Below are 16,067 nucleotides of genomic sequence, written 5' to 3'. Positions count from 1 at the left end.
GTGATTTTGTGATTAGATTTTTAACAACTAGAAGACGTTTATTAAGAAAAGGTGTGTATAAATATAATCGTGTAAGAACCAGACAACAGCAGTTTGTAAGGGAAAATAAGAATTTAGTTAAAGCACACCAAAATCCTAAAAAAGAAATTTCTGCTACTAAAAGGCGTAAATTAAGGCCAAAAAGAGAAGTGGATGAAGGATTTAAAATGGCATACAGGTATAGATATTATAATAATTTTTCAATTGTTGATGATGAAGAAGTTGAGAAAGAGGATGAATCATAATCTTTCCAGTTCTTCTTTATTTATAATCTTTTTTTCATTGTGAATATTTACAATAATGCCTGTGAATTCATCATCTTTTTTAGCAAGGTCTTTGAATAATTCATCAGAAACTTTAATTGGTTCATAGCCAGTTACTCCCAAATATTTACAACCTTCATGATACATATCTAAGTTAGTAAATACTGCTATTTTGAAGTTTTCTGCTTGGCCAATAGCTATAAAATCTCTTTCGTCACCTTCACCTAAAACAGGACAGATATATTCCATATTAAAAACCACCGTTGCGGTCCATCATAAAGTTTTGTGAATGGGGATTAATCACCAAACCTCTGAAATTTTCATCATCGCCAGCTAATTTTTCAATATCTTCTGCAGATAAAACTTTACATGTTAGTTTGTCTAAAAATAAGGTTGATATTTTTTCTTTGCCTTCTTTATATTCGCTGATGTCTGTAAATATTGGAATGATATATTCTTTGGAACCCTGGCTGATATTGAATTTTACAAAGTCTTTTTCTTCATCAATCAAAGTTAAATAAACCTCTTCAGAGTATGTTTTTCTGATATTTTCTTTAACAGAGTTAAGTTCTATTGAATTTTCAGTTTTAAGTTTTTTAGCTATTTTGGCATATAACTTTATAAATTCTTTTATTTGACTTTTAGAAGCTTTAGTTCCATCTTTTTTATAAGTTTCTAAATCTTTAGTTTTCATATAACTTTCTCCAAAGTATAATTAATTTATTATTTCATTTTTAAATTATATATAATTAGTTTAGGTGTTGCAATTAATTACATTTTTAACTAAATGTTTCGGATATTTCAGATTATCATGTTCAATTCATAAAGTTTTATTAAATTAGTTGCATGTTTAGTGCAAAGTTGCCCAATGATTTTGTGCAAATTGGTCATATGATTTAGTGCAAAGTTGCCCAATGATTTTGTGCAAATTGGTCATATGGAAGTATGAATATTTTAATTTTAAAGATAATTTATGGATCCATATTTTTCAATAAATTACTAAATAAGTTGAATATTTCAAACGAAACTATTCAAAATAAAGTTAATATCTGATTAGAAAATAATATTTTCCTGTGTTTTGTTATTTAATGCTTTTTTAATAATGTTAAATTGTCATTTGAAGTTCTTATGCGTCGAACAATTCATTTGTAATGATATGGAGTATGTTATTGTCATTACTTGAAATTCCCTAAATTAAATGTTCTAAACCAATATTCTTTAAAAAGATGTCTAATTCAGTTCCCCATAGTCCATAATAATATCTGAATGCGAGTTTAATGTAAAAATTTCGTGAGGGACCTCCAAAATACCAGGAATCTTCATGTGAAAAATATTTTTCAATGTATTCTTCTTCACCATTGAAATAATCAATTCCAACGATTAAACTGTCAAATTCTTGATATTTGTTTATAAATGATAATACTTTGTTTGTTTCAACATTAATTTCTTCATTATATGGTAGAATTTCATCGATTGTGCACATTTTATCTGGATTTTTAAGATAAAATTTCTGTCTTTTTTTAAGAAATATTTCTGATGAATCATTTAGATTTTCTAAAAAATCTTTAGGTATAGCTTCTTTGTCAAAATTGGCTAATTTTTCTATTAATCCTTTATAATTATTTTTGATTCTTTTTTTATTATAAATAATAAATTTATGAGTATATTTTGATTCCATATTATTTGTTTTATAATATTTTTGTTTATAAATGTTTTTTAGCCATTATTTTGCTATGGAAAACATATATCTGATAGTAGATTAAATGTGGTCGGATTACTTTTTTATTTTTCTGAATAATGTTTAATTAAAGATTTGATTAATTATATTAAAATCATGATTCAAAATATATATTTAATGTGTTGAATAGATTGGATTAATTAATAATTTTACAATAGTTTGGTTTTTAATTGTGTAATGTTTCATTTATTTTAATTATGAAAACTGTCGGATATTTCAATAAATAAGAAATTTTGTTAAAGAATTTTTAGAGTGTTAAACCGTAAAATTAGTTATAATTTAAGTGTGTTGCTAAAAAAAGTTCTTATTTTAATGTTAATTAGCTAAAAAGAGTTCAAATAATGGAAGTATTTGGTTTCAAAATAATTTTTAATAGTTAAAGGTAATGGTTTTGCTGTTGAATAGGGTGTTTAAAAATAACAAAATTGAAAAAAGATTATCTGCTCTTTTTTCATTGAAAAGTTATTTCATATAAATTCAGCAGCAGTCCTGGTGATCTTCGATAACGTTTTGGCTAAATATTACAAAATCATATTTTGGAGGGTTAATAGCTATTCCAAGGAAAGTGTCATCATCCAAATAGGTTTCTAATATGTCTGTAGATGCTACGATTTCTGTTTCAAAAATAGCATCACTGTCTTCTTTTTTAAATATTTCAATTGCTTCTTTTACTTCTTCATCATCGGTATATAATGGTATGAAGTATTCGTCATCTTCCCCTACTATTAATGAAACGATTTCTTTTTCTTCACCGTCATTATGTGTTACAAGATAAAAATTATTGTCAAAGATTACATGGTCAATTTCATGTCCCAATTGATGCAATTCTTCATGGTTTTCTTCTGTTTCTTCAATGCTCATGTATTTTTCGATTAATTCTTTAAGGTTATTTTCTTTTATTTCCATTTAAAATCACCTATATATCTATAAATATGTTTAATTCATATATATAGAATTAAGGTTTTAACAATGTCAATTAGTTTAAAGGAAAAATTAGCTGAATTAATTTTTGAATATGATAAATTAAGGTTTCATATATGTCCAAAAATTGAAGATATGTATCTGCTCAGTTTTGGTTTTCTTGAATGTGAAGCATATAATTTGGATATTGAATTGGAAATGATTAAAAGATATATTGAGCTGTTTAATCAGGGGGAGGATTTATCTAAAATTGATGAAATGCTTGATAATGAATTTGAAGAATCAGTTGGCATGTTGGAAAAATATATGGGTGAACTGGATCTGGCTATTGAGCGAAAGGATACTCATTTTGAGTTGTCTGAAGATGATTTGGATAGTTTGAATAGTCTTTATTTGGATTTAATTTATAAATTGCATCCTTCTTTCAATCCTGTTCAAAGTATTTATGAAAAAGATTTGTTTGAAGAAATTGTGGAAGCTTTTGAAACTTATGATTTAACTTCCATGAGGTCTCTGGCTATTTTGATTCCTGAAGGCAAAACAATTTTTGAGGATGATGATGTTTTTATAAAATCAATCAGTCAGATCAATCAGGAAATTTATAATATTAAAAATAGTTATCCTTACAATAAAAAAAAGATTCTTGATGATGAAAAGCTATTTAAGGATTATAAGATTCAGTTATTGGATGTTGTAGCTAATGATTATTTGCTGATTGAAGAATACGGTAAAAAATTAGATGAATTAATTTAAATATATAATGAGTATTCATCCTCCTAAACACCACTAAAGGAGTAATAGCGAATACTCATTTTTAACCATCACCATTGTTCGTATTCGTAAAAAAATAAGATATATTAAAATACGAACATATATTATTTTTATTTTTTAGATATATAAACTTTTATAATCGATTTTAAAATGTTTGTTAATAAAATGTTATATACTAGTTAGTACAAATAGATTAGTATGTTTTCAAAAAAGCTTTTCTTATCATTACTTTTAATTGCTTTAATTATATCTGTTGGTTGTGTTAATGCAGTTGACAGTTCCAATTGGAAAACTGTAAAGGTAAATGATGTAGATTTTAAAATTCCTCCAAAATATCAGGGCGGAGAAATCAATACTGCCCGTACTAATTATCATTATAATGACCTGAACACATTTGGTATATTATGTGTTGATGATTATCTTCCAAGCAGTTACGGGTGCTGGTATAATTTCAAAGGCAAAAACCTGACTATAGGTTCACATGATGTGGCATACTTCCATGAGTATAATAACTTTGCAAAACATAATGTGTCCCATGCTTATTTTTCATCAGGAGATTCGATATACTGTATATCATGGGGCAGCGGAGAAATGACTGATGAAATGGAAGAAATCATAATCAACACTCCTGATTCTTCCTATGACACAGCTACATTTTACGGAATATTAAATGAAGCAAAACAGGACTATGAAAAGGAAATGGTAAAGGAATATTCATATTATGCTCCGGCACCAAGTAAAGAAAGAAATAATTATTTTATATTCTGGAGATATTGAAAAGGTGATTAAATGAAAGAATGTCCAAAATGCGGCAGTAAATATGGAGATAATAACAGCAATTATTGTATTGACTGCGGATCAAGACTTTTTGATTTGAATTCTTCAAAAAAACCCACATCAAATATAGGCAAACATAAAAAAAGAGGACAATATAAAACTGGAGATTATGCAAGGGATTTAAGAATAGCTGAAGAATTATATAAAATATATGATAAAAACAGTGTTGCAAGACTGGATAATGTTAACGGACATTTGCTTGCAGCACAAACAAGGAAAATGGATATTCTCATCGAACAGAATAACAGGATTATTAGTTTATTAGAAAAAATAACTAATAAACCTTAAAATTCTGATTCTATTGATTTAATTAGGTTATAAATAATTTTATTTGTACTTACATCAACACCGTACTTTTCACCTAATCTGATAACAGTTCCATTTAATGTATCAATTTCAGTTTTTATTTTCTTTTGAATGTCCTGATATGTAGAGGAGTAATGGTTATAGGTATCCGGAACTAATTTTGAGTAGAACAGTTTTCGGTATTCGTCCGCTGAATCCCATAATGTGGAATATTCGCTTTTTTTGATAACTGCAAATATCTCATCTATAATGCTGTCCATAATATTTTTGGAGTATTCATTTTCAGTTAATTTACCATATGTACAGTTAAGAATTACTCCCAATGGATTTAGAGCACAGTTATAAAGCATTTTAGCCCATAAATATTTGTCGATTTCTGTGGTTGTTTCACATTTGATTCCTGATGCACTAATCATTTGAGCTATTTTTTCCAGGCACTCAGGATCTGCATTTTGAAGTGATCCCAAAAGTATAGGTTCTGTGTATACAGTTATTTCACTGATATGTCTTTGAGGCCGTGAAAACCCGGTAATTACTCTTGCACAGTATACTTCATCTTCGGAAAAGTATCTTAAAAAAGGCTCATCATTGGCAAATCCGTTTTGGAATATGATTATTTTACAGTTGTCCTTTAATATTTCTTTATTTTCGGCTAATTTTCTGCTTATATCATCATTAGCTACTGTTTTACTACATATAAATACATAATCAAAAGTTTTTTCAGGAATATCTTTATAATCCTCATATACTTGATATTCATCTGGTGTAAAAGAGTAATGCTGGAATAATCCTGTCCTTTCAAGTCCGTTTTCTTTGATTGCAGCAGCTGTTTTTCCTGTTGCATAAAATGACACATCTGCTTTTTGTGAAAGCATAGATGCACCTAATCCTAATCCTACTGCACCTGATCCGTTAATTAAAATATTCATTTTATTATTTCCTTTTGTTGTTAGTGATATTTTGTTTTTGATTTTATAAAATAATTTTGTATACAATAAATTTTTACAGTTGAAACGTATGTCTACAATATATTTTTTTCAAGTGTAATTTTTCATGAATAATTTTATATGGACCGTTAAAAATTATAATGATTTGGCTGAAATTATCTGTAAACAGGTTTTTACTTATGAAGAATTTGATTTAAAAGCACTTATTCTATTGTTATGACTTTAAACATACTGATTTCATTAAAAAAACGTGAATAATTTTTTACCCTTTTTCTGTTTTTTAAGTAAATTTTTAATATTATAATAAACATAATATCTTTTAATCACTATTTATTAGTGGAGGTTAAAAAATGAACAAAATAAAATATATTATTTTACTATTCATTTTGCTCTTATTGATTATTCCAACAATAGTTGCTGTAGATGATAGCATAAAAGCTGATTCTACAATTATTGTTAATGCAAGTAATATTACTGTAGGAGATATTGAAAAGATAACTGTACATGTTAATGAAGACGCAACTGGAGTTATTAACATAACTGTTGACGGCAAAAATTATTCCGCCCCTATTGACAAGGGAATAGCTACTTTTAAGATAGATAATTTGGCTAGTGGTTCTTATGATGTTTTAGCCAGTTATGACGGAGATGAAAACTATCTGCCAGGTACAAACACCTCCAGTTTTAATGTAGAAAAACCTGGGGCTTCTGCATCTGTTCCTGTTAAAGCTAATGAAAAAACCAAGGCAAACTCTACAATTATTGTTAATGCAAACAATATTGCTATGGGAGACAGCGAAAAGATAACTGTACGGGTTAATGAAGATGCAACTGGAAGTGTAACTATAACTGTTGACGGCAAAACATATTCCGCTCCTATTGATAAAGGATTAACTACTTTTAAGATAGATAATTTGGCTAGTGGTTCTTATGATGTTTTAGCCAGTTATGACGGAGATGAAAACTATCTGCCAGGTACAAACACTTCAAGTTTTAGTGTGGGAAAACATAATGCGCCGATTTCCGTTTCTGCTAAGGATGTAAAAGAAGGTGAAAATGCAGTTGTTCATGTTATTTTACCTGCTGGTGCTACCGGTTCTGTAAAGGTTACTGTTTATGATAAAAGTTATACTAATCAGTTGATTGACGGAAAAACTACTGTCACTGTTCCTGATTTAGCGAAAGGATCATATATCGTTAATGTTAATTACAGTGGTGATGACAATTATTTGGCTAATTCAACACAGGTGCCTTTAAGTGTAGGTAAAAAAGCAGTAGAACCGCCAGCTATTGAAAACAATACTGATGAAAACTTAAATGATATTGGAATTGATGCTTCTACAGGCCTTCCAATAGCTATATTGGCAATAGCATTGATTATAATTGTTGCTGTTGTTATTGTAAAAAGAAAATAAGTATTTACTTATTTTCTTTATTTTTTTTAAATTAATAATCTATATTAATCTATCAGAAATAAAACTGTATATTGAAGAGAGTATTTTAATCGGAGAATAATATGGATACATCTTTAATTTCAATCATCATAATAGCTATTGCTCTGGCAATGGATGCATTTAGTGTTTCCCTGACAAAGGGATTCACACAAAAAAACCTGACAAAATCACAGATTTTATATTATGGACTATTTTTTGGTTTTTTCCAGTTTATAATGCCTGTAATAGGATACATTTGCGGTACAACAATCAGTTCATTTGTATCAACTGTAGCTCCATGGATTGCATTTTTCCTGCTTTTGGCTATCGGATTAAACATGATTCGTGAAAGCTTAGACAGTGATGATGAATATATTATGGATACTTTTAGCTTTAAGGAATTGACTTTGCTGGCTGTTGCAACAAGTATTGATGCATTTGCTGTTGGAATTACATTTGCATTACTGAATATGTCCCTGTTGCTTCCATGTACAATAATAGGAATTGTAGCATTTATATTCAGTATTTCCGGTATTTTCATTGGAAAAAAACTTGGAAATTATTTCGGAGACAAATTTGAAATTCTTGGTGGTGCTGTCCTGATTTTAATAGGCATTAAAATTTTACTAGGATATTAATATATCTTAAATTAATTTTTTCTTTTATATTTTCAATACTTGCTTTTCAATTCAATTAAATAATGCATCAATTAATTAAACAAATCAGTTTAATTAAAAAATACTAATTTTTATTTACTTTAATGATATATATACTCAATAAAGGTGAGATATTATGAAAAAAACACATGCTATTCTGGTTGCAGTTATATTTTTAATTTCAGTTTCAGCTGTTTTTGCAGCTGATTCATCTAAAGAAATCTTTTTAGGAGGAGTTAAATTTAATGTTCCGTCAAATGGGGAGTTTACTCCAGATAATACAGGTTACCATACCGACAAATTTGGCATTGATCTGATTCAGGATAACTCATTGCCTGATGAGCAAAATACAATTAAAAATTCAAGCCTCACTAAAATGACTCTGTACCACCGTGATGTTTTAGCTATCTATTCAAAATCTTCGGATGATTTTAATGTTTTTTATTTCTCTGCAGGTGATAAACTTTTTAAAGCAAGCTGTAAAGAAGACAGTGATATTAAGAAACTTCAGGATATAGTTAAAAATTCACCAAATTCAACACTTACCACTGAGGAATTCTATGCCAGATTAGGTACAAATCCTTATTCTGATACCTTTAATGAACTGGATACGAATCATGACGGAAAACTTAGTATTGATGAATTTGAAGAATTAACTGAATATATAATGGAGGATTCATTTTGGGACGGTTATTCTCCGGAAGAAGTAATCATTTCTGAATTTGAAAGTCTTGATTCAAACCGTGACGGATTTTTATCTTACGATGAATTTTCAGATAGATTTGGATTCATTTAGTTTTAAAAAATTGGTTCTGCCGGCTATACAACAATTATTGATGCATTTGCATTATTGAATGCATCTTTGTTGTTTTATGTTCAATTAATAGGATTGCAGAATTTATATTTCCTATTGCAGGAGTTCACGGAAAAACTTGGAAATTATTTCAAAGACAAATTTTAATTTCATACATTTATTATTTTTTTAAATTTTTAAGAAAGCTTTAATTATTTTAATAAAAAGTCTATTGTATCCAATTAAATCAATTGTTATTTTGATTAAAATAAAATTATGTGTTTTTAAAAAAATCTATTGTAGAAAAAAATTATTTGGAATTTTTGATAATGGCCACACATAACGGCTGGCCTGCATTAAACACATCATAATCAAGAATTTCAAGATCATGATTTTTTAAAAAACACAAATATTCATTTTTGGACCATTCATTACTTTCAAAAATAAATAATTTTAATGTTTTAAGCATCAGACGCTGAAAAGTATTTCCTTTTACATAAGTAGGAAGTATTAAAATTCCATTATCCTTAACAACTCGTGTAAGTTCACTTATAGCTGTTTCAGGTTTATCCAATAAGTGCAACACATTGGCAGCCAGCGCCACATCAAAATAATTGTCTTCATAATTTATATTATTTAAATCTCCAACAGAAACTTCAACATTGTTTAAGTTTTTAGTTTTGTTTTTAGCTTTTTTAACCATTTCTTCAGAATAGTCAAAGGCAATTATTTCCCCTAAATTTGGTGATAATAAACAGGTAAAAGCACCAGTTCCACAGGCTGCCTCTATTAATCTGTCATCTTTTCCTGTGTATTTTAAAATAAAATTAAACATCTCGTTATTGTTTATTTTATTGCCTATAATTTTATCATAAACTGACGCATATCTGTTCCAGAAAGATTTGTTGTTCATAGTATGTTTTATTTATTTAATTAAACAGTTATAAACTTTTACTTTTTTTAACATTGAATTAATTATATTATACAAAAATATTTATATTATTGTTAAAGTTATATAATATATTAATTATGGTGGAGTTGGTAAAATGAAATACCAGTGCCAGATATGCGGTTATATTCATGATGAAGAAAAAGAAGGCAAATCCTTTAAAGAACTTGAAAAATGTCCTGATTGCAAATCAGATGTTTCTAATTTTGAAATAATGAAAAAAGATATGGCCTATAAGACATATGAATGTGAAGTTTGTCATTATGTTTATGATGAAGAAAAAGAGGGTCAGGTACTTGTTAAACTTGGAAAATGCCCGGTATGCGGTTCGCCGCTATCAAAATTCAAAGCAATCCAAAAAACAGAATATAGAATATATCAGTGTAGGATTTGTAATTATATTCATGATGAAAAAACTGAAAAAATACCATTAAAAGACCTTAAAGAATGTCCGGATTGCGGATCAGATATATCTAACTTTGAACCAGCTGAAACAAATGAAAACAATTGGTTAATTTCATTTCCGAAACAGTACATCAGAAATGATGAATCAGTAAGACATATGGACACCATTTATAAGTTATGCGATTCCGGAAAACCCATTACAGCACCAATGGCTACAGAATTGCCAATGCCTGATTGGGATGATATTCTTATTTTAGGAAACCAGTTAAATCCTATGCCTTTAGAAGAAGATGCAGAAGTGTCAGCTACTACGGTAATTGGTAAAAATGCTGAAAAACCTTTAGTTATTGAAAATCCTGTATATGTATCCCACATGTCTTACGGGGCCTTGTCTAAGGAAAGTAAAATTGCTTTGGCTAAAGGAAGCTTTAAGGCTAAAACAGCAATGTGTAGTGGAGAGGGAGGAATACTGCCGGAAGTTAAAAATGAGGCATACAAATACATTTTTGAATATGTTCCGAACAAGTATTCAGTAACTGATGAAAACTTAAAAACTTCAGATGCAATTGAAATTAAAATAGGTCAGGCAACAAAACCTGGAATGGGTGGATTATTGCCTGGTGATAAAGTAACGCCTGAAATAGCCAAAGTAAGAGGTAAAAAAGCAGGTGAAGACATAATATCCCCATCAAGATTCCCGAATATTAATTCTAAGAAAGATTTAAAAGATCTGGTAGATGAATTAAGATTAAAATCTGAAGGCCGTCCGATAGGTATTAAAATAGCTGCAGGATATATTGAAAATGATTTGGAATTTATTAGTTATGCCAAACCTGATTTCATTACAGTTGACGGAAGAGGGGGAGCTACTGGAGCCAGCCCATTATTAGTTAGGGATTCAACAAGTATTCCAACAATATTTGCATTACACAGAGCCAGAAAATATCTGGATGAACATGATTTGGATATTGATCTGGTAATTACTGGTGGTTTAAGAGTTTCCAGTGACTTTGCAAAAGCATTAGCTATGGGAGCAGATGCAATAGCTATAGCTTCAGCCAGTTTAATTGCAGTGGCATGTCAGCAGTACAGATTATGTGATAAAGGGCAATGTCCTGTGGGAGTTGCAACACAGGATAAAGAACTGCGTTCCAGATTAAAAACAGATATTGGAGCAAAAAGATTAACCAATTATCTTAATGCAAGTCTTGAAGAAATTAAAACTTTTGCAAGAATAACAGGACACAGTGATATTCATGATTTGAATGTTTCAAATTTAGCTACATTCAATAGTGAAATATCTGATTATACAAATATTAAACATGTTTAGAGGTTATCAGTTTAAAAACCTCATTTCTGTTTATTAAAAAACGTCTGGCGATAATTGCATTGCTTAAAATGTCGCAGAGCTTTCTTTTTTTACACAGTTTATATATTATTTTTTAATAATTTTTACTATATTCTCTTATTTTTAAATATCTGAAAACACGTTTATTAATGATAAAATACATATTATTTTATATTAAAGAGTTAAGGTGGAAAAAATGCCTAATAAAAATAAAATTGGAGAAAAAATCAAAACTTTAATGGAAGTTAGAAATGTATCACTTGACGAACTAGCTAATGACAGTGATGTTAACATTGAATTAGTTGAAAAAATATTAAACGGGGAAATTATACCATCTCTTACTCCTTTAACAAAAATAGCTAGAGTACTTGGCGTTAGAATAGGTACTTTTATTGATGATGATGAACAGACAGGACCATTAGTAGTTAGAAAAGGAAAAAGTGACAAAGTAGTATACTTCTCAGGTGATGAAAACAAAACCGAGAACAGTAACCTGGAGTTCTACTCATTGGCTGCCGGAAAAAGTGACAGAAACATGGAACCATTTATCATTGACTTTAAAGTGGATGCTGAAGAAAGCCATGAACTTAGCTCTCACGAAGGTGAAGAATTCCTTTATGTTCTTGAAGGAACAATTGAAGTTATTTATGGTCAAAATAACTATGTTTTAGAAACTGGTGACAGTATTTACTATGATTCAATTGTATCACATCATGTACACAGTTCAAATGATGAAACAGCAAAGATTTTAGCTGTAATATACACACCGGTCGATTAAATTTAATTTCAGGAGTTAAAAAAATGTTATTCAGTGAAGATACACTAGCAGATTTTTTTGAAAAACAAGTAGAAAGACTTCCGGACCATGAATTTTTAATTTATCCTGATAGAAACTTGAGATTCACATATTCCGAATTTAATGAAAGGGCTAATAATTTAGCTAAAGGATTATTATCTATTGGTGTTGGAAAAGGGGATCATGTAGGAATATGGGCTAAAAATGTTCCTGAATGGTTGACTTTCATGTTTGCAACAGCTAAAATAGGAGCTGTTTTGGTAACTGTAAATACCGCTTATAAAAGTCATGAACTGGAGTATATTCTTAAACAGTCAGATATGAAAGCTTTAGCATTAACTGACAGATTCAGAGACAATAATTATATTGATATTATTTATGATTTGGTGCCTGAACTTAAAACATGTCAGAGAGGAAAGTTAACTTCAGAAAAATTTCCATGTTTAAAACATGTTATTCATGTAGGTCAGGACAAGCATAGGGGAATGTATAACACTAACGAATTATTATTGTTAGGTCAAAATCAGGATGATGTAATCCTAAAAGAAATCAAAAAAGAATTTGACAATAATGATGTAGTAAACATGCAGTATACCAGCGGTACAGAAGGTTTCCCAAAAGGAGTAATGCTTACCAGCAGAAACATCTTAAATGACGGATATTACATCGGGGAAAATATGAACTTCTCTGAAGAGGACAGATTATGTATTCAGGTACCTTTATTCCATTGTTTCGGTTCAGTTTTAGGAGTCATGGCAGTAATCACACATGGTTCAACTATTGTAATGCTTGAGGAATTTGATCCGCTTTTAGCTCTTTCAGCTATTCAAAAGGAAAAATGTACTGCAATTCACGGTGTTCCGACAATGTTTATTGCAAAATTGACACATCCTATGTTTGATATGTTTGACATGTCATCACTTAGAACAGGAATCATGGCGGGATCAACATGTCCTGTTGAAACCATGAAAGAAGTAATAGACAAAATGAACATGACCGAAATCACCAGTGTATACGGTCTAACAGAAGCATCTCCTGGAATGACACAAACAAATGCAGCAGATACATTTGAGAAAAAAGTAAACACTGTAGGAACTCCTTTCCCGAATGTTGAAGTTAAGCTTATAGATCCGGATACTGGTGAAGATATAACTGAAGTAGGTAAAAAAGGAGAAATAGTCTGCAGAGGATTTAATGTAATGAAAGGATATTATAAAAATCCTGAAAAAACAAAAGAAGTCATTGAAGATGACGGATTTTTACACTCCGGAGACTTGGCTACCATTGATGAAGACGGATACTATTCTATTGTCGGAAGAATTAAAGATATGATTATCCGTGGAGGAGAAAACATCTACCCACGTGAAATCGAAGAGTTCATATATACAATAGACGGAGTTCAGGACGTTCAGGTAGCAGGAATACCTGATGAAAAATACGGTGAAATCGTAGGAGCGTTCATAATAAAAGAAGAAGGCTCAGATTTAACTGAAGAAGATGTAAGGGACTATGCAATAAGTAAAATAGCCAGATATAAAGTTCCAAAACATGTATTCTTTGTTGATGAATTCCCATTGACAACAAGCGGAAAAATCCAAAAATACAAACTGGGAGACATAGGTCTGGAATTACTTAAAAAACGTGAAAATTAAAAAATATAAAAATTAGAAAAAAACTGCTTAAGTTTCGATGAATGAATTGATTTTTCATGTGTTAACAGAATATTATAGGTAAGTTAATACAATTAAAATCATATGATTTCAAAGAAACTTTTAATATCTTTACTTTTTATTAGTTTAATAGTTTCAATTAATTGTATAAATGCACTAAACAGTTCTGATTGGAAAACAGTGAAAATATAATGTTGATTTTATAATTACCTCCTAAAATATCAGGAGAGTAAACTTAATAGAGATACATATATGAAATAATATTTTTACATTTGGGTATCAGATGTGTTGATAGTGATATTTCATATGAAGATATGATAATTAGAGAGAAATAAGTTTTATAATCATTTTATTATTACTTTTCTTGGATACTTTAAGTATTTTTGAATAAAATAACCGAATACTAAGTTTATTAGAAAAAATAATTAATAAACTTTAAAATTCTGATTTGAGCCATAAATTTGGAATTACTTAAAAAATATGGATATTAATTAAAAAATGTGATAAAATTGAAAATTCTAGTTTTATTTAATTTAAAATTCAAAAAAGATATTTTAAAACTTAAAAGAATCTTAAACTACAATGCATTTAAACAAATAAGTGAAAAAACATATATTGGAAATTTGGATAATAATGAAATACTTGTTTTAAAAGAAAAAATATCTAAAATACCTGATGAAAACGGGTTTATAATTATAATTCCAATATGTGGTGCATGTTATAATAAAATCACATATTTTGGAAAAGAAATAACTCTAGAAGAAGAAAAATATAAGATATTATGAAATTGATAATTGATGGCTACAATAAAACACTAAGAAAAAAAGACAATCAAATAGTAGTCATGGAAAAAGACAATGAGATATATAGAATTTCTGCAAACAAAGTATCAGATATAACTATAATGGCTAAAGGCCATATAACATTCGATGCATTAAATCTGATGGCAAAAAACAATATTAAATTAATTAGTATCAACTACTTTGGTCAAATCAACTATATTTTAGAGTCTCCAAATCAGAACAATATTGTTTTAAAAAAATTACAATATCAAGCTAGTGAAAATCATAAAGGACTTTTAATTTCAAAAGAATTTATAACATCTAAAATGAAAAACCAAAAATCAACAATTAAAACATTAAATAAAAATAAAAAAATCAAAGAAGTTAAAATAATTGAAAATAAAATTAAACAAAACATAAAAGATTTCAAAAACTTTAAAATAACTCTAAATGACAATATATTCACATCTAAAAATAAAATAATGGGATTTGAAGGAATAGCTTCTGTTAATTACTGGGAAGCAGTAAGTTTGCTGCTGCCTGATGAAATCAATTTCAAAAAAAGAAATCAAAAACCAGAAAATGATGTTGTAAATTCTATGCTAAATTATGGATATGCAATACTTGCTTCAGAAATTGCAAAAAATATTGTAACATTAGGGCTTGATCCATACTGCGGATTATTGCATGCAGATTTAAAAAGAAGACAAAGCTTAATTTTTGATTTAATAGAAGAATTTAGACAACAAATCGTTGATAAAACAGTGTTCAAATTAATAAACACCAACCAAATCAACGAAACAAACATTGATAAAAGAAACAATTCATTAAAATTAGAATCAAGAAAATTATTAGCCGGCGAAATAATGGCCAAAATTCATAGTGATTTGACTTTTGAAAATGAAAAAGTAACTTATGCTAAAATCATTGAAAATCAAACAAAAAAATTAGTAAAATCATTACTTAATAATACGGAATATAATGGGTTTTATTTAAACTGGTAAATAATTTTAGGAAAACCCCCTTATTTTTGTAATACTTTTATACTTTCCTAATAATACTTTTCAAAAAAGAATTAACACGTGTTTAAATAGTATAAAAAAGAAAATAAAAATAAGTATGTTTGCTTCAAAAAGATGCAATTAAACTTTGACTTAAAAGAACAATTCCAAATAGAAAAAAAAGTAGTCATTGGAAAATGACAAGAACAGAAAAAAAATCAACTTAGACGCACTAGCATATAATTTAATCAGATTATACAATTTAAAACAAGAAAAATTAAAAATACAACTGGAAGATTTAAAAGATTTCTATGAAAGAACATCCATTAAAAACCAATTAAAACTTGATATAACAATATTTTAAAAAAATCAACAAAAACACAAAATCAATTTTGGCAGACACCCTAAAAAA

At 28.6% G+C, this 16,067-nt stretch carries 19 protein-coding genes; 13 read left to right on the top strand and 6 right to left on the bottom strand.

The features are described from left to right. Positions 1-8 precede the first annotated feature (8 nt). On the top strand, positions 9-284 hold the full coding sequence (locus MSM_RS00190) for a hypothetical protein (RefSeq protein WP_011953642.1): 276 nt from the start codon (positions 9-11) through the stop codon (positions 282-284). On the opposite strand, the gene MSM_RS00185 is transcribed toward MSM_RS00190, so the two are convergent. The 4 genes from MSM_RS00185 to MSM_RS00170 form a co-directional block, all read right to left on the bottom strand. After that, entirely contained in the window at positions 279-551 is a 273-nt protein-coding gene (locus MSM_RS00185) for a hypothetical protein (protein WP_011953641.1), read from the bottom strand. The genes MSM_RS00190 and MSM_RS00185 overlap by 6 nt on opposite strands. Position 552: 1 nt before the next feature. Then, positions 553-996 (bottom strand): hypothetical protein, encoded by a 444-nt coding sequence (locus tag MSM_RS00180; RefSeq protein ID WP_004035097.1) that lies wholly within the window; start codon positions 994-996, stop codon positions 553-555. A 495-nt stretch (positions 997-1,491) separates the two neighbouring features. Continuing rightward, positions 1,492-1,980, bottom strand: a complete 489-nt coding sequence (locus MSM_RS00175; protein ID WP_004035098.1) for a hypothetical protein — start codon at positions 1,978-1,980, stop codon at positions 1,492-1,494. A gap of 537 nt (positions 1,981-2,517) precedes the next feature. After that, positions 2,518-2,946 (bottom strand): SseB family protein, encoded by a 429-nt coding sequence (locus MSM_RS00170; RefSeq protein ID WP_004035100.1) that lies wholly within the window; start codon positions 2,944-2,946, stop codon positions 2,518-2,520. 63 nt (positions 2,947-3,009) lie between these two features. Here MSM_RS00170 and MSM_RS00165 point away from each other — a divergent pair, with 63 nt between their 5' ends. The 3 genes from MSM_RS00165 (at position 3,010) to MSM_RS00155 (ending at position 4,857) form a co-directional block, all read left to right on the top strand. Then, positions 3,010-3,714: a hypothetical protein gene (locus tag MSM_RS00165; protein ID WP_011953640.1), complete on the top strand. Its 705-nt coding sequence runs from the start codon at positions 3,010-3,012 to the stop codon at positions 3,712-3,714. Positions 3,715-3,930: 216 nt separating this feature from the next. Beyond that, entirely contained in the window at positions 3,931-4,509 is a 579-nt protein-coding gene (locus MSM_RS00160; protein ID WP_011953639.1) for a hypothetical protein, read from the top strand. Positions 4,510-4,521: 12 nt separating this feature from the next. Then, positions 4,522-4,857 carry a hypothetical protein gene (locus MSM_RS00155; protein ID WP_004035110.1) on the top strand — a complete coding sequence of 112 codons (336 nt, stop codon included), beginning with the start codon at positions 4,522-4,524 and terminating at the stop codon, positions 4,855-4,857. Here MSM_RS00155 and MSM_RS00150 read toward each other — a convergent pair. Beyond that, positions 4,854-5,804 (bottom strand): ketopantoate reductase family protein, encoded by a 951-nt coding sequence (locus tag MSM_RS00150; protein ID WP_011953638.1) that lies wholly within the window; start codon positions 5,802-5,804, stop codon positions 4,854-4,856. The two genes, MSM_RS00155 and MSM_RS00150, sit on opposite strands and share 4 nt — an antisense overlap. 368 nt (positions 5,805-6,172) lie before the next feature. Here MSM_RS00150 and MSM_RS00145 point away from each other — a divergent pair, with 368 nt between their 5' ends. From MSM_RS00145 to MSM_RS00135, 3 genes are all read left to right on the top strand, one after another. Then, complete coding sequence (locus MSM_RS00145; RefSeq protein ID WP_011953636.1) at positions 6,173-7,237, top strand: Ig-like domain-containing protein; 1,065 nt, start codon at positions 6,173-6,175, stop codon at positions 7,235-7,237. Positions 7,238-7,338: 101 nt separating this feature from the next. After that, on the top strand, positions 7,339-7,893 hold the full coding sequence (locus MSM_RS00140) for a manganese efflux pump MntP (RefSeq protein WP_011953635.1): 555 nt from the start codon (positions 7,339-7,341) through the stop codon (positions 7,891-7,893). A 154-nt stretch (positions 7,894-8,047) separates the two neighbouring features. Then, entirely contained in the window at positions 8,048-8,707 is a 660-nt protein-coding gene (locus MSM_RS00135; RefSeq protein WP_011953634.1) for an EF-hand domain-containing protein, read from the top strand. Between the two features lie 307 nt (positions 8,708-9,014). Here the strand turns inward: MSM_RS00135 and MSM_RS00130 are convergent, their stop codons facing one another. Continuing rightward, a complete protein-coding gene (locus MSM_RS00130; protein ID WP_004033860.1) occupies positions 9,015-9,617 on the bottom strand; it encodes a class I SAM-dependent methyltransferase in 603 nt (200 codons plus the stop codon). 133 nt (positions 9,618-9,750) lie between these two features. Between MSM_RS00130 and MSM_RS00125 the strand changes: the two genes are divergently transcribed. From MSM_RS00125 to MSM_RS09185, 6 genes are all read left to right on the top strand, one after another. After that, positions 9,751-11,388 carry a glutamate synthase-related protein gene (locus MSM_RS00125; protein WP_011953633.1) on the top strand — a complete coding sequence of 546 codons (1,638 nt, stop codon included), beginning with the start codon at positions 9,751-9,753 and terminating at the stop codon, positions 11,386-11,388. A 214-nt stretch (positions 11,389-11,602) separates the two neighbouring features. Then, positions 11,603-12,184 (top strand): helix-turn-helix domain-containing protein, encoded by a 582-nt coding sequence (locus MSM_RS00120; RefSeq protein WP_011953632.1) that lies wholly within the window; start codon positions 11,603-11,605, stop codon positions 12,182-12,184. Between the two features lie 23 nt (positions 12,185-12,207). Then, positions 12,208-13,854, top strand: coding sequence for an AMP-binding protein (locus MSM_RS00115; RefSeq protein WP_004033855.1), 1,647 nt, complete (start codon positions 12,208-12,210; stop codon positions 13,852-13,854). Between the two features lie 518 nt (positions 13,855-14,372). Beyond that, a complete protein-coding gene (gene cas2, locus MSM_RS00110) occupies positions 14,373-14,657 on the top strand; it encodes a CRISPR-associated endonuclease Cas2 (RefSeq protein WP_048058590.1) in 285 nt (94 codons plus the stop codon). Further along, entirely contained in the window at positions 14,654-15,658 is a 1,005-nt protein-coding gene (cas1, locus tag MSM_RS00105) for a CRISPR-associated endonuclease Cas1 (RefSeq protein WP_011953630.1), read from the top strand. The genes cas2 and cas1 overlap by 4 nt, the downstream gene beginning before the upstream one ends. 187 nt (positions 15,659-15,845) lie before the next feature. Next, the gene (locus MSM_RS09185; RefSeq protein WP_011953629.1) at positions 15,846-16,019 is read left to right on the top strand and encodes a hypothetical protein; all 174 of its coding nucleotides are present in this window, start codon (positions 15,846-15,848) and stop codon (positions 16,017-16,019) included. Positions 16,020-16,067 lie beyond the last annotated feature (48 nt).

Origin of the sequence: Methanobrevibacter smithii ATCC 35061 (assembly GCF_000016525.1) — an archaeon.
Classification (GTDB): domain Archaea; phylum Methanobacteriota; class Methanobacteria; order Methanobacteriales; family Methanobacteriaceae; genus Methanocatella; species Methanocatella smithii.
Note: the sequence above shows the minus strand (reverse complement) of the source record. Positions and strands in the feature narration are given on the sequence as shown.

What these genes read in the sequence shown, in the direction of transcription:
- MSM_RS00180 (WP_004035097.1), bottom strand. Translation starts at nt 996, where the DNA reads ATGAAAACTAAAGATTTAGAAACTTATAAAAAAGATGGAACTAAAGCT.
- MSM_RS00160 (WP_011953639.1), top strand. Translation starts at nt 3,931, where the DNA reads ATGTTTTCAAAAAAGCTTTTCTTATCATTACTTTTAATTGCTTTAATT.
- MSM_RS00125 (WP_011953633.1), top strand. Translation starts at nt 9,751, where the DNA reads ATGAAATACCAGTGCCAGATATGCGGTTATATTCATGATGAAGAAAAA.
- MSM_RS00150 (WP_011953638.1), bottom strand. Translation starts at nt 5,804, where the DNA reads ATGAATATTTTAATTAACGGATCAGGTGCAGTAGGATTAGGATTAGGT.
- MSM_RS00140 (WP_011953635.1), top strand. Translation starts at nt 7,339, where the DNA reads ATGGATACATCTTTAATTTCAATCATCATAATAGCTATTGCTCTGGCA.
- MSM_RS00145 (WP_011953636.1), top strand. Translation starts at nt 6,173, where the DNA reads ATGAACAAAATAAAATATATTATTTTACTATTCATTTTGCTCTTATTG.
- MSM_RS00135 (WP_011953634.1), top strand. Translation starts at nt 8,048, where the DNA reads ATGAAAAAAACACATGCTATTCTGGTTGCAGTTATATTTTTAATTTCA.
- MSM_RS00165 (WP_011953640.1), top strand. Translation starts at nt 3,010, where the DNA reads ATGTCAATTAGTTTAAAGGAAAAATTAGCTGAATTAATTTTTGAATAT.
- MSM_RS00120 (WP_011953632.1), top strand. Translation starts at nt 11,603, where the DNA reads ATGCCTAATAAAAATAAAATTGGAGAAAAAATCAAAACTTTAATGGAA.
- MSM_RS00130 (WP_004033860.1), bottom strand. Translation starts at nt 9,617, where the DNA reads ATGAACAACAAATCTTTCTGGAACAGATATGCGTCAGTTTATGATAAA.
- MSM_RS00170 (WP_004035100.1), bottom strand. Translation starts at nt 2,946, where the DNA reads ATGGAAATAAAAGAAAATAACCTTAAAGAATTAATCGAAAAATACATG.
- MSM_RS00185 (WP_011953641.1), bottom strand. Translation starts at nt 551, where the DNA reads ATGGAATATATCTGTCCTGTTTTAGGTGAAGGTGACGAAAGAGATTTT.
- MSM_RS00115 (WP_004033855.1), top strand. Translation starts at nt 12,208, where the DNA reads ATGTTATTCAGTGAAGATACACTAGCAGATTTTTTTGAAAAACAAGTA.
- MSM_RS00155 (WP_004035110.1), top strand. Translation starts at nt 4,522, where the DNA reads ATGAAAGAATGTCCAAAATGCGGCAGTAAATATGGAGATAATAACAGC.
- cas1 (WP_011953630.1), top strand. Translation starts at nt 14,654, where the DNA reads ATGAAATTGATAATTGATGGCTACAATAAAACACTAAGAAAAAAAGAC.
- MSM_RS00175 (WP_004035098.1), bottom strand. Translation starts at nt 1,980, where the DNA reads ATGGAATCAAAATATACTCATAAATTTATTATTTATAATAAAAAAAGA.